This window comes from Pseudomonas sp. MF6394 (genome assembly GCF_002018845.1).
GTDB classification, from domain to species: Bacteria; Pseudomonadota; Gammaproteobacteria; order Pseudomonadales; family Pseudomonadaceae; genus Aquipseudomonas; species Aquipseudomonas lactis.
Map to the genome: position 1 here is coordinate 103,385 of NZ_MVOJ01000014.1, position 13,568 is coordinate 116,952.

The 13,568-nt window shown below is 50.1% G+C and carries 11 protein-coding genes and 1 tRNA gene; 5 read left to right on the forward strand and 7 right to left on the reverse strand.

All coding sequences use genetic code 11. The features are described from left to right. Positions 1-33 precede the first annotated feature (33 nt). Both MF6394_RS16455 and MF6394_RS16460 read right to left on the reverse strand, forming a co-directional pair. The gene (locus tag MF6394_RS16455; protein ID WP_078467069.1) at positions 34-1,017 is read right to left on the reverse strand and encodes a putative phage abortive infection protein; all 984 of its coding nucleotides are present in this window, start codon (positions 1,015-1,017) and stop codon (positions 34-36) included. A gap of 125 nt (positions 1,018-1,142) precedes the next feature. Beyond that, entirely contained in the window at positions 1,143-1,643 is a 501-nt protein-coding gene (locus tag MF6394_RS16460; RefSeq protein WP_078467070.1) for a hypothetical protein, read from the reverse strand. Between the two features lie 309 nt (positions 1,644-1,952). Between MF6394_RS16460 and MF6394_RS16465 the strand changes: the two genes are divergently transcribed. Then, on the forward strand, positions 1,953-2,144 hold the full coding sequence (locus MF6394_RS16465; RefSeq protein WP_078467071.1) for a hypothetical protein: 192 nt from the start codon (positions 1,953-1,955) through the stop codon (positions 2,142-2,144). Positions 2,145-2,255: 111 nt separating this feature from the next. Here the strand turns inward: MF6394_RS16465 and MF6394_RS16470 are convergent, their stop codons facing one another. Both MF6394_RS16470 and MF6394_RS16480 read right to left on the reverse strand, forming a co-directional pair. Next, positions 2,256-2,912 carry a hypothetical protein gene (locus MF6394_RS16470; RefSeq protein ID WP_153046014.1) on the reverse strand — a complete coding sequence of 219 codons (657 nt, stop codon included), beginning with the start codon at positions 2,910-2,912 and terminating at the stop codon, positions 2,256-2,258. Positions 2,913-3,287: 375 nt separating this feature from the next. Continuing rightward, positions 3,288-3,983: a hypothetical protein gene (locus MF6394_RS16480; protein ID WP_078467073.1), complete on the reverse strand. Its 696-nt coding sequence runs from the start codon at positions 3,981-3,983 to the stop codon at positions 3,288-3,290. 107 nt (positions 3,984-4,090) lie between these two features. Here MF6394_RS16480 and MF6394_RS16485 point away from each other — a divergent pair, with 107 nt between their 5' ends. The 4 genes from MF6394_RS16485 (at position 4,091) to MF6394_RS16500 (ending at position 6,304) form a co-directional block, all read left to right on the forward strand. Further along, positions 4,091-4,525: a hypothetical protein gene (locus MF6394_RS16485; protein ID WP_238597298.1), complete on the forward strand. Its 435-nt coding sequence runs from the start codon at positions 4,091-4,093 to the stop codon at positions 4,523-4,525. Further along, positions 4,522-4,926, forward strand: a complete 405-nt coding sequence (locus MF6394_RS16490; protein WP_078467074.1) for a hypothetical protein — start codon at positions 4,522-4,524, stop codon at positions 4,924-4,926. The genes MF6394_RS16485 and MF6394_RS16490 overlap by 4 nt, the downstream gene beginning before the upstream one ends. 73 nt (positions 4,927-4,999) lie before the next feature. Next, the gene (locus tag MF6394_RS16495) at positions 5,000-5,182 is read left to right on the forward strand and encodes a DUF4224 domain-containing protein (RefSeq protein ID WP_078467075.1); all 183 of its coding nucleotides are present in this window, start codon (positions 5,000-5,002) and stop codon (positions 5,180-5,182) included. 57 nt (positions 5,183-5,239) lie between these two features. After that, on the forward strand, positions 5,240-6,304 hold the full coding sequence (locus MF6394_RS16500) for a tyrosine-type recombinase/integrase (RefSeq protein WP_078467076.1): 1,065 nt from the start codon (positions 5,240-5,242) through the stop codon (positions 6,302-6,304). Positions 6,305-6,450: 146 nt separating this feature from the next. On the opposite strand, the gene MF6394_RS16505 is transcribed toward MF6394_RS16500, so the two are convergent. The 3 genes from MF6394_RS16505 to pvdQ form a co-directional block, all read right to left on the reverse strand. Beyond that, positions 6,451-10,608, reverse strand: coding sequence for a hypothetical protein (locus MF6394_RS16505; RefSeq protein WP_238597299.1), 4,158 nt, complete (start codon positions 10,606-10,608; stop codon positions 6,451-6,453). Positions 10,609-10,869: 261 nt separating this feature from the next. Continuing rightward, positions 10,870-10,943 (reverse strand) — tRNA-Cys (locus MF6394_RS16510). A 214-nt stretch (positions 10,944-11,157) separates the two neighbouring features. Continuing rightward, the gene (pvdQ, locus tag MF6394_RS16515) at positions 11,158-13,437 is read right to left on the reverse strand and encodes a bifunctional acylase PvdQ (RefSeq protein ID WP_078467077.1); all 2,280 of its coding nucleotides are present in this window, start codon (positions 13,435-13,437) and stop codon (positions 11,158-11,160) included. Positions 13,438-13,568: the final 131 nt, after the last annotated feature.

The window sequence follows — 13,568 nt, forward strand, 5'->3', positions numbered from 1 at the left end:
TAGTAGGCCGACTTAACTAAACTAGTAAAAACCCTAACCTAGTAATTTAAGTACAACTTCATTATCTCCAAACGCCTCTCTATCCATCGCAATTACATGAGTTTTTCTAATCAGCAGTCTAATATCAATATTATCAAACAATGAATAATTTACGGCAAATTCTTTAAATTTCTCTCCCTTTTCATTCAAGCAATTATAGAACAAAAAAACCAACTCGTAGTCAGACAATAAAGAGCGAACAACAGAAGCGAAATGCTTTTTATCAATATAATTTGATTTCTCTATAAATCGAAAAACCGAATAAAGACTCCTAAAGTACAAGCCAAGATCTCCCTGATGGGCCCTAAAAATTTCATCATATGCTTTTACAGCTCTATGAAGATCATCTAATTGCTTATCTGTCACACGTAGATTAGCGTGGGCCATCCGGAGCTTTCTATGCCAGCTTCTGAAGCAATCTCGCCCTTGTATTGTAATTCTCGAGTCGTTACGCGTCACATGCAAATCAAATCCCTGTATAATTTGTTGCTGAAGATTTAGCATATTATAGAACTGAGACTCTATCTGTTGGATTGAACTCTGCTCTCGTGCTTCTGATAGATCCTCTCTTTGCAGCAACAATGTTATCAGAACTCCAGAAAAAGCAAGCCCAGAGAACAGTGCATTTAGGGTGCCAAAGCTGTCGCCAAAAGTCCCATCTCGCAGTTTTTCCGGAATACTACCAAATTTTTGATTCCAAAGTAGTACAACAACAAATACACCATAAACAAGAACTACCGACACTAAAACAGCAACTATTTTTCTAGAATTTTCTAGAAAAAAATCTAGTTTTCTTACACTAAAAATCGATAAATACCCAAGAGCCAAAATCAAAACGAATGCAAGAAAATACCACCTCCCCCCCACCCCAGATAAAGACAGCTCCGCAAATCCACTGCCTCCCCCCCCGCTTTCAGACTTTACTATTGAACCAGTAAAAGCTTTTAAATCATCAATTTTCAGATCAAACCAACTCATTTTTTACTTCCCGCGATTCCGTGGCAGGTGAACTCGATGAAGACCTAGAACTAATACTCGACCTCATACCAAATTGCCACAATATCTTATCCAATCACCTGAATTGATGTCATGACTGGACGGCATTAGATCCGATTAACTGAAGGCTGGCACAAAGCAATAAGAGACTCACGATATGTGTAGTAGCCGGTAGCGAACCTTGTCTGGCTTTCCTTTATTTCCTGGACGGCGCCAGAAATTTCTTCAAATCCGCTGGATCTCGCGAGTCGGTCAAAACTCAGCCCTAGCTTGATAGCGTCAACCGCTAACGCATGCGGAAGATGAGGTTGCAGCATTGCGCGCTGATTGTTAACTCTCTGCGCGATTTCCTTAACGTCTTCAGGTTGATAGTCGGTTTTTTGAATGAGCCGAATTAGTGACTCTACCTCCAGAAAAAAAGGTCCTGCGCGATCACCTTGTTGATTGAGAATTGCCAGCGCACTAGTAGCACTCACGCTCAACTTTGCTTGTTCCAATTGGACTTTCGCAGACTTGTAGCTGAAATAACCGGCAATTGATGCGCCCGCTACAGCACCGAGGAGTGCAGAAACAGAACCAATAACACCAGAAAGAATAGCCGCATCCATTGAGCAACACCCCAGTCATGGGCCTCTTGGCCCTGCCACTCTCATATACCCCATATCAACGAATCACGCCAGCCGGCGAGGCAGGCGCACGCCTGGAGGCACGCAATGTCTACCCCCCCCCCACAGCAACAAGCGGATTGATCTGTCGCGCCCACGCATCCGTCGACGCGTTCTGCGGGCCCTGAAAAAGAGCTACCAGCTCACTGGCGGCCCCATCACCAAAGCTTGGCTGTGCACACCAGGAACACTGACTTTCAGCGTGGGTGAATGGCGCGGTCACTACAACGCAAAAAACGAATGGGTGGCTCTATGACCCCTCATGAGTTCATCGAAAATAACGTACACGACGAACTACGCAAGCAAGGGTTCAAGGCTGGCGTGTGCTTCTCCGTATCACGGGATGCCGTCGACTACTACCGCGAGCGCAGTATGTTCAGCAAAAGCGTTGTGTTGGATGTGCTGGCCTGGTCGAAGAAGCGTGCCAAAGAGCTTTCGCGATAACTCCCCCACTCCACCGCCCGGGCATGGCCCGGCATAGGCCGCCATAGCCCTCAGAAACCGAACCATAAACGAGAAGAAAATCGCAGAGACTCACTGGATTGAATCCCCGCATCAAACAAGCGCCCGAGACCTAGCGGATGATATTTTTGCCACGTGAGCTTCCCTATATCGCGCCAAGCTTTCTTGAATCAACTCGTTGTCACCGCTTATCTCACCATACTGAAAATCAATCCACCTTGGCTGAAGTCGTTTGTACTCTTCTTCCATTTTAAAAAGATTAATAAGCGTTGCTTCAATTCGTATCAGCTTTGTCACCATAACTGAATGCGCGACGACTAACTCATAGCATCCAAGATCGTGCGCCGGGATTGCTTTCAGCATATTTGAGTTGGTTCTAAATAACTCACCCAAGTGATAATCCCATAGCATATGCAGTCCAGAAGGGGCCGTGCCATTACTGAGCAACTCTGAAAGTTTTGCAGAGTTTTTACACGCACTTTCAACTACCGCCAAATACGCACCAGACCGAGCCTCCAGCTCATCAAGCCTTGAAAACTCTTGACTTTTAAGTTGTCGTCTACCTATCGAAAACGCACCCCAAATTGCTCCGATCGACCCAACCGCTTGAACCCAGCTAGCCAACTCCGTCTTATTCAGACCGTATTGCGTAACTGCAAGAAAAAACATGAATAAAAGTGCAAAAATTAGAACTAAATTTTGTACTGACATCCATGGTTTAAAAATACTCTTTCCGTAGTCGTTGAGCATTGTACTGGCTCGCATAAATTTTTCCGAATGATAACTGCAGAGGTATCCCCATGCACAGAGAAAACCTATAAGCCTCTCTCAGCAATCAACCTTGCCCCAACGTCACGCCCAGCAACCTGCGCCAGGCCACGGTAAACATACGTTCGATCCCCCGCAACAACCGGTACCACGACTTCACCACCACGTTTTACCTCGACGTTGATACGCAGGTCTACCGGCCCTCCTCGTCCTTGTCGCACTGCATGTAGTTCCAGACATGAAAACCTTCTATCTCATCGTAAATATCGTGCTTGGTAATGGGTCTGTCTGCTTGTGGGGCGGTGCCATCGTAGCACTCCGCCGCCCGAGCATGCCCAAGCTAGCAATATCAAAAAATCAAAGCGCACGCTTGTTTATTCGAATATCTGCACCTTCGCCAATTTCGACCACATGAATATCGAATACTTGGCAGCCTTCCAGCCCGCTCAGCTTTCGATATTTAACTTTCATTTCAAACTTCTGATAGATCCCTACCATATCACTTAGAAAGAAGCCTCGAACGACATCTTTATGCAGCGGCTCTAAAGAATGAGGGTTTCTTTCGACACCACCACTACTTAAGTGCATCACAACGTTATCGCAATAATCCCCAAAATTGCGTATTTCAAAACACTCCAACCAATCTCCTTCGATCTGCTCCGAGCCTGAATGCTTCAATTCTAGAAGAGGCTCAAGAGATCGCTCGTAGTTTCGCAAGCTTTCGTGCTGAGCCTCAACGAGTGATTTCTGCTGCTCGACCGATTCCTTTAACTCTGCGGCTTGCATTTGTAGCGCCTCAGAACTTATTTTCAGTTCTCGACCCTGCTGCATATAGCCTAAAACCAACCATAAAAAAGCGACAGGGCCGAATATACCGGCTGACAAATCCCCGATTTCATTTAACTCCAGCTTAAGCAATTCATCAAACCTTGAAGCCATTATCAATATAGCGCCACCTACATAGATAGCAGTGAAGTGTGAAGCCCACCATTCACAAGTTCTGCTACTCCACCACTTCTTTTGCAGAGCCCAGTACTCCATAAAACTCCCCATAATGTTTTTCCTTAATGAGTGCAACTGGACACTCTAACAAAAGATCGCTCGTTTTGTGGCAATCCCTCCCCTTCAAAGTCAGCCGCTATAGCGGCGAGGACGAAGTCATGCCCGAAGAAAAGATTACGTTCATGAACAGCGCGCCTGTCAAGTGCGGCTGCACGATGAAGCTCAGTGATGGCAGCGGCCATTACTCTGACGTGCTTTATGTTACTCCCTGCAAGGCTCACAGCGGCAGCAAGTCATTCGGGCCTGTAGAGGTGAAGCGTGACGCGGATGGCTGGTGGTGTCACCCGAACATTCCGAGCTTTGGCGAGGGTGAAGATCCGGCGCCATATACCGCTTGGACGAAGGCGCAAGGTCTGGAGTTAAAAGGCTGGCACCTGAGCGATGAGCTAGACGGCCACCCTTATGACGATGGTGAGACTCACTGCAACGGCTGGAACCCAGAATCGCCAAGTCCCGAGTGGTTCCTGATGGGGATCATCGACACGGATGACGGCCCCTATGTGCAGTGGGCTCGGCGCGAGGTGATGTCATGAGCCGCAGCGGATATAGCGATGATTGCGGCGGGTGGGGCCTGATCTGCTGGAGGGGCGCTGTCAATTCTGCGCTCAAAGGTAGGCGCGGGCAGGCCTTTTTGATTGAACTGCGTGATGCACTGGAGGCGATGCCAACTAAGCGTCTTATCGCAGATTCGCTGCAAGCAGGGAGTGAGTTCTGCACCATCGGCGTGTTAGGAGCGAAACGTGGCGTCGATATGACAGGGCTTGATCCGGATGACCGAGAGGCCGTAGGAGAAGCCTTTGATATCGCTCCTGCCATGGCATCAGAGATCGTTTTCATGAACGACGAAGCCAGTTGGCAGGCAGAAACGCCGGAACAACGCTGGGTTCGCATGCGCGACTGGATCACCTCTCAAATCAAAGTCGAAACAGACTAACCCCCATCCCTCCAAATGCCTGCCGTTGAGCGGCTGGCCACCTTCTGCCGCCAAACGCGGTGAGGACCACCCCATGGAAATACAAAGCGAAACCCTCGCCGAGGAAGAGCTGACAACTATCACTGGCTATCTGCTCCCATACAAACAAATCCAATGGCTAACTGACAACCGTTGGGAGTTCGTTCTAACCGGTGCCCGACGTCCGATCGTGGGACGGGTATACGCTCGACTGAAACTTGCAGGCGTTAAGCCTTAGGCGTCTAACGCAGTCGCCGAAACCTGGACGCTCGACCTTTCGAATGTGAGTTGATCTATGCGCCAGAAAAGCACAGCCAATCGAGATCTACCGCCCCGGATGATACGGCGCATCCGCAAGGGTAAGAGTGGAAAGACGTGGACATCGTATTACTACGATGGCAGGACTGCCGACGGTAAGCGGAAGGAAATCCCACTGGGGACAGACCTCGACCAGGCCAAAGTGGAATGGGCCAGGCTGGAACGCAAAGCCCCGCCGAAACCCAACCACCTGATGGGCTACGTGTTCGACAGGTATGAAAAGGAAATCATCCCAGGCAAGTCTATTCGCACCCAGTCCGATAACCGCAAAGAACTCAAGCAACTGAGAAAAGCGTTTGAGAGCGCCCCTATTGAGTCGATCACGCCCCAAGTGGTAGCTCAGTACCGAGACGCCAGGACAGCCAAGGTCAGAGCCAACCGTGAGATCGCCCTGCTCTCCCATGCATTTACCATCGCGCGTGAGTGGGGTCTGACTGACAAAGCGAACCCTTGCTTTGGCGTACGCCGCAACAAGGAGAAGCCGCGGGACTATTACGCTGGTGAAGTTGTGTGGAACGCGGTCTACGCCGAGGCCTTACAGGAGCTCAAGGACGCGATGGATCTGGCCTACCTGACGGGGCAGCGCCCCGCCGATGTGCTCAAGATCGCGGCCACTGACTTGAACAACGGTTTTTTGCTGATTGGCCAGGGCAAGACCGAAAAACGCCTACGCCTTCGTTTGGAGGATGCAGGCGTACAGTCCGGGCTGAGTGCCTTTATCGATGACCTGCAGGAACGCAGAGCCATCAATGGTATTAGGACTTCAACCCTGATCACCAACGCGTCAGGGCTTCGAATGAGCCAGCAGATGTTGCGCAATCGGTGGGACGACGCACGGGAGAAGGCGGCGATCAAAGCCGCGGCTGATGGTGATCCCGCGCTGGCTGCTAGCATTCGGCAATTCCAATTCAAGGATATCCGGCCGAAAGCTGCTAGCGAGATCGAACTAACGCACGCAAGCCGCCTACTGGGCCACTCAACCGAGGAGATGACTAAGAAGGTCTATAGGAGAGTGGGTGAGGTTGTTAAGCCCACGAAATGATCCAGTGCTGCGAACTGTACGATAGGCAGCAAACAGCCAGACGTAGGCCACTTCGAAACTTTCGCAAGATACTCAATATAACGAAAGATCACGTAAGTGACCAACAACTTTTCCTAGCGAGCCCATTGGGCAACCTACACATCCTTTCACCTGACTTGCTTTCTTGGTTTAGCTACATTTAATACAAAAACATCTATCAATCCAGCTAGTTGAGATGGAAGGGCTGCTTCAATCGCATCTTTCATTTGCTTAGCTGTTACAATTCCATGTCTCTTCCGGCCCGCCACTTTCTCATGCTCACCGAACCAGATGACGAGGAAAATGCCCTGCTGTTCCGCATCGGGATGAATGGAGTAACGTTCAGACAGCTGAGCTCGGGCGGCGGTGTACAGCTCTCTATGCCACTGTCCCTTTACTTCTGTGACAAGCAGCTTCCGTACACCGCCAATCATTTTAGTTACCGTAAAATCGCTCCGGTTACCACTCTTTAGCTGATGCTCCGGTGTAACAGATATACCTTGCGGCTGGAGCCGCAGGTTGAGCCGCTCGGCGATAATTAAGGTGCAGCGTACCTCATCTAACCGCGCCTCCTTCTCGTAAAAAACATCTGCCGAATTGAACTCTCCACCATCTATCGCTTTTTGATAATCATGAAGCTCTTGAATCACAAGCTTCCGTAAACCTTCAACAGAAACAACCTCTTCATTATCCAAGAGGCAGACAATTTCTTGAGGTGTGGGTGGTTCGAAATTGCTCAGTGCCCTTTTCCTTAGTTGCATACTATAGAGACTGCTCAAGTCCTTTATAAATTCTTGGAAGCGAGAGTCTACAAGGAGACGATCAAGGACAGGAATTGCCTCGTCAAAATCATATAAACTTATTGACCAAACCAAATCCTTAATAAAACGATAAGCTGTTTCCTCCTTTGGACTGTCTGTACCCCAGTGATTCGGCAGGTCCACCTTAGGCCAGTGACCAATGAACGCAAGGAGAATAGCCTCAACTTTTATTACAGAGAGTATTGGCCAAGAGGACTCATCGTTACGCCCAAATCTTCCAGATCGTTCGTAAAAAACATGAATCATATCCTTGTCGGACTTTAGGTTATCCCACTGCACTGGTGAAATATCACTCAGAAAATAAAAGGAACGTAAAAACCAAAACTTTTGTTTTTGCTCAAAATCATAATCAGAAGGAAATCTAGCACTATCGAGTATGAGATTCGAACAGCGATGTTCAATAACCTCAAGCAGGGCATCACGATTACCATATTGAGCAGCGATATCAAAAATCGAGTCCAAAGAGCCAAGGGCTAAATCATGAAAACGCTCCAGCCATTCGACTGATAGAGCTGGACGTAAATCACTAAAAATTTCTTCATTCAGCAGCCAAACATCAGGATTACGGCATCCAGAATCTACTAGTTGAGGTTCAATATAGCGTCTAATAAACTGCTCAGCACTCACTCCATCAGAAAAAACCAACCTATCAACTTCGCTCTTTAGAGCTTTTAATTCCTCATCGGTAACAGAGCTGTAATGAACGTTTATATTAGCTCGCACTACTTGCAGGAGTGGAATACCTACTTCATTCAAATTATGCTTTTGACGCATGATCTCCATGCACGATGCTAAAAGAACCTGCTCTACAGCCACTCCCTGCGAGGCACACCGTAACTCTGCCACCCTATCCAAGGTTGGTACATCAGGAGATATAAAATCAAGACAGTTTCTGAGTGCATTCCGAACGACCTTTTCATCACCGAACTCTTCCTCGATTTGCTCAGGAGACATTAATACAAGCTGCGCAAAGCGGACTAAGCACGGCCAATCGCGACCAGACTCAACTAACTGACGATTTTCTTGAATATACCTTATGTTTTCAGTATGAACGCCCTTTCGCCTTCGCTGATTTCGATTTATCCTACGCCTCAAACTAGGCATACCATGCTGTCGCGCCGATTGCGCTGCGGCTCTATTGATTTTTGCCCACTCGCGCATAAAGGATGGTTTCGCCAACGCCTGACTGCGAAGATATTTCCGAAAATCGTCCCCCCCTTGATCCTCCTTATTGCGGTAATAAAGATGGCTGGTAACAAAACTAGCCCATAAATTCGGATTATCTCTTTCAAACGCAAGATCAACTAAAAACCTGTGATCTTCACGATACAAGGTAAGACCCGAGTGAGCATGGAAGTCAAAGCGATGTATCCGAGTCTCAAAAATCAGGTTCCGGTCAGTAAGTTTACCAAATACGTAAGAGATAATCCCGCGACGTAACTCAACGTCACTTCTAATTGTCTCAACCGCCTTGCTTAGGGCTGCACTTTTTTGCTCCCTAAAATTCAAATTCCCAACCCACTGCCAAACGCGATTAGAATCAAAGGGAGCGACTGAAAACTCAAAATAGTGGTCCAGCATTGAACCAATAATTTTACTTATGCCGACTCTGCAATCGCATTCATACGACTGCTTACCACACTCACACTCTAGATCCCTGGATAACTTATCCAATAGATTCTCAACAACCTTTAAATCTAACGTCCCAATCAAATGCTTTATAAAGTAATTTGCCCCTACAACTATATCGCGCCCTCCTTGCAAAACACTATAAAGTCCTGCACAAGATCTAAAAAACTCTTCAAGAATTGATTCATCGAGTGACTCAGAATGCAAATTCTCGATTATATTAGAGGCAATTCTTAAAGAGCTTTTGGTTGCTTCAAAAACAAGTATCCTTATATCAGAAAAATGATCATGGTGAGAAATACCTAAGATGCATTTGCTCGCTAACAAGCGAGTATGTTCACTTTCATTAGGTGCAACAATCAACCTTTGCAAATCATCTTCCAACCGTTCGACTGCCTTAGATCCTAGCAACAGTTCAAGAATAAGATCGCGGAGATGCCCATCATTTCCATCTGCAAGAATAGGTTTAATTTCGGCAATTACATCTGGTGTAAAAAATCCTGCAACACTAAATCGCCGCCAAAAATCTCCCCTTCGAAAATATGGGTCTTTTGTTTCTGTTTCTTTCAGCCGGTGAATGAGTAATCGTTTCGAAGAAGACTCAAGCTGAGAGGGATCACCGTTTGCGAGAACCGCATACGGATCAAGCGCTATCGTTGCTTCCTCTATAGATTTATTACCTAGCGAGGCCATCCACCCAAGTAGTCCACGCAGCTCATCTCGTACTATAGAGTTCGGCGCAATAATCGGGAGACATTTTGACAATGTCAGAGGATCTAGAGGGTCAGCTATTCGTTTAGTGAGATAATCTGCTGCACAGTACTCTGCGACCACTTTGTGAACAGGGTTATGCTGATCCAAAAAATCGCTAGGCTTGAAAAGCCTAGTTGCTAGAACGTCAACAGCAGGTAAACCTCTGTGAGTCAGCGACCTCAATAACGGATATATACGATTTTCACTTGACTCGCTTGTAGCTATCCCTTCAGCACCGGATAGCAGTAACTTAGCAAATATTTCAGATGCATAAAGAACCTTTTCAAAAATAGAACTCGTATAATTTCTATTAGAAACCTTTGGATTCACCTCTCTCGCGAGTCGTTCTACTGCCTGAGAAAAAATTGATCGCTTATCAAGAAATTTCCGATTACTTTCAAGATATGCATCTGCAAATAACTTGAGAAATTGGGGGTTTGGAAGCAAAGCATCCAGATCAAATCTAGTGACTTCAGCTCGGAACGCTCCAAAATCTTCTCCTGGCACGTGGTTATCAAAGATGACTCGCTGCTCAGTTTCATCGAACTCGCATAATCTAACTACCATAGGCTCGTGCCCGAGAAACTCCTCGAAAGCATGGGTGGCAGCTTTGTCCCACTCACTGGAACGACTAGAAATTATGATGTGTGTCGGATTTACCTTGCTTGCATGAGCGAGAAGCCTGTGAATTCCCACCTGATCGATTTTCGCGAGCTCATCAAACGCGTCGATTACTAGCGCAGAGGTGCCAATATCAGCCCCAGCATGACTGAATACATTTGCGCTAACTGCTGAAACGCCCAACCGTCTAGCTAGACTTCCCAGCAGTTCGGTTTTACCGCCACCAGGCTCGGACAGAACAATGACATAGTTTGAAGCGTTGAGTACTGCCTCTTCACTATATATTGCGTCTTTAAACGAAAGCGTGCGTGGCAGATAGAAATTCGGGATCATAGTGGTGGATACATTCCATTGAATTGCACCAGCCACCCTAGTGGCCATTTTTGAGCCGAGCAGCATCCTCTGACCCATTTTGATGGGGAGATTACGACATTTGCCGCAGAACGGAAGAGACATTCGCATTTACCCAACTCCTCACGGCCACCTTCACACGGTTGCCGAAGGGGAGCGGAATGACTTTCACTGGCCGTTAGTGGACACCTAGGATCATCCGTCTCGAGCACAACCCCACGCCCATTCGACGAGAGTCGTACCAGTAATGGCACCTCAATTTGACGATAAAAAAGCAGATTGCGGAAGCGATTCAAAAAATTGCGGAAGTAATCCTCAAATCGCATGCAATAAAAAACCCCGTAACTCACTGAGCTACGGGGTTTTTAAGAGTGGAGGCCGAGGTCGGAATCGAACCGGCGTAGGCGGATTTGCAATCCGCTGCATAACCATTTTGCTACTCGGCCTCAAACGATCAATGCCCTTGTTGCTGACATTCACCGCATACAAACTTGAGTGGGCTATGTGAAGCGTGCCTCTACTCTAACTCATTGAATACATTGAAGTTTTTAATGCTTCGTTGCGTTCGATGGGCGCCATTATGTACTCATTTGCCTAGGCCTGCAACCCCTTGATTTCAAAAAATATTCTGCCTTGGCATCAAGGGGTTGCGCGTCTGCCCTACTCCTTCACCGTGTGGATTTGGTAGTGCGGGTCGGCCTTGATCTGGGCCTCGGTGAAGGGCAATGGGCGCAGTTTTTTCTCGGAGAAGGCTTGGGTCTGGTCCTTTGAGTAGGCGGACGCCGGGTTGCTGGACTCGGAGAAAGCGAGTACGCCGACTGCGTTGGGGCCTTTGTCGTCGAAGGTGACGATTTGCAGATAGCTGGTGCCGCTGACGACTTCGCGTTTGCCGTCGGCGCGGGGCACGGTTTGCATGGCGTTGTAGATGCCCAGTTCTTGCGGGCCGCCGTGGATGGGGGTTTGGCCGGAGACTTGGATATCGCCCCAGCGGGTCTCGCCCAGTTTGCCCACTTCTGCGCTGGAGGCCAGCATGGCTTCGCGCAGGGCTTTGGCGACCGGGGCGCGATCGATGGCGAGGCCGCTTGGGGTGGTCAAGGGGTGGGCCGGGTCGAAGGCCACGCGCCAGGCTTCGGGGAGTGGCTGCAGGTGCTGCATCAGGTTGATGAAGTGCACCAGGCCCACGCCGCTGTCGAGGTTGGCGCGCTGGTCCCAGTTTTTCAGGCTGGTGCAAAGTGGTTGCAGTGCAGCGGCGTCGGCCCCGAGGTGTTTGGCGCAGAACGTCAGCAGATCGGGCATGACTTGGCCTGCCAGGTACACCTCGTTGTCCATGACCATATTTTGCAGGTCGGTGACGCTGATCGGCTGTTTCTCAAGGGTTTGCAGGCGCTGGAGCGCGAAGCGCGCGCGCGGGCCGAGGCCGAGGTTGTCCTGGCTGATCACCGGCGAGAAGCCGCTCAGGGGCGCCTTGGGGTTGGCCATCCAGGCAGAATCATTGGAGTGCTGCACGTAGTCGGTGCGTTGCAGTTGGGGCAACTGGTCGGCCGGAAAGATACCGGGCTGGACCGCGCGCGGGTCGATGTCCCAGGCGCAGGCGCTGTGGGCGCCGTCGAGCACGATCATTTGCAGGCCGGCCCGGGGGGCGCTGCATTTTGCCAGCTTGGCGGCACTGACGTTGGGCACCACCGACAGGTTCATGTACAGGCTCTGGCCCAGGTCATCGGCGGCCAGGGTGTTGACCCAGGGGATGCCTTGCAGGGTGTGCACCGAGGTTTGCAATTCCTTGAGGCTGCCGGCGCGGTTCATGGCGTACCACTGTTGCAGCACCCGGTCGTTGCCCAGGTTGGCGTCGCGCAGGCTGAAGGCGTAGCGGCTGTCCCAGTCGAGCTTGCCGGGCCATTGCACCACGGGGCCGAACTGCGAGCTGTAGACGGTGTGGGTCACGGCCTTGAGGCTGCCGTCGGCTTGCTTGACCTGTACCGTTACCGCCGTTTTATCCAGGGGGATGGACTTGCCGTCCAGCAGGTAACGGGTGGCGTCCTTGGGGTCGAGGGTCAGTCGGTACAGGGTGAAATGTTTGGACGTGTCCACGGTATGGGTCCACGCCACATGCTGGTTGAAGCCGATGTTCACCACGGGCAACCCTGGCAATGCGGCGCCCATCACATCCAACTGGCCAGGGATGGTCAGGTGCATCTGGTAAAAACGCATGCCGCCCACCCAAGGGAAATGCGGGTTGGCCAGCAGCATGCCACGGCCATTGAAGGAGCGGTCACGGCCCACGGCAACGGCATTGCTGCCTCGGTCCAGGGTGAAGCGTTGCTGGTTGGCTGCGGCCGCTGCAAAGGCTTTGGCGCTGGGTTGAACACCTGCGCTAGCCTGGGGTGGTGCTGCCCCGACCAAGGCTTCGGCGAATTGGCCGACGCCCCCTTCCACCAATAGCCTACGGGTCAACTTGAGCAGGTCTTCCTTCACCAAGGGCCGTACCCAAGCGGCCTGGCATTGCGCGGGGGCGCCCTGCTCCTTTAGATAACGATTGTAGCCAGCCACGTACCCTTCGATGCGCTGCTGCATCGCTGGCGTCTGGGCTTTCCAGAAGGCCGCCACGGCCTCGGGTGTATTCAGCCAGTTGAAGAAAACATCGCTGGCGAGGTTGTTGCGCTCCTCCAGGGTCGCCTGGTCCGGCCCGAAAAACCTGGCGCGCTGGCCATTGACCGTGGTCACCTCATTGGCCAACAGGCACAGGTTGTCCTGGGCATAGGCGTACCCCATACCCACCCCCAGGCCACGCTCATCAACGGCGCGAATATGCGGCACGCCATAACTGGTACGGCGGATATCCGCCGACGCCTGCGTCATTTGTTCCCGTGCCGATGCGGCCAGGCTCAGCCCCAGCAACAGCCCTGCCACGCCCACTCTGGACAACCCGTTGGAAATAATCACGCCGACTCCACAGTCAAATTGAACACCCTCACAAGGGATGGTTACCCCACCGTAAGAACGCACATCGACCGGAATAATTTAGCCGCACACGGCTGTATATCGTCAGCGTTTGAAAAGTGACAAACCCGATA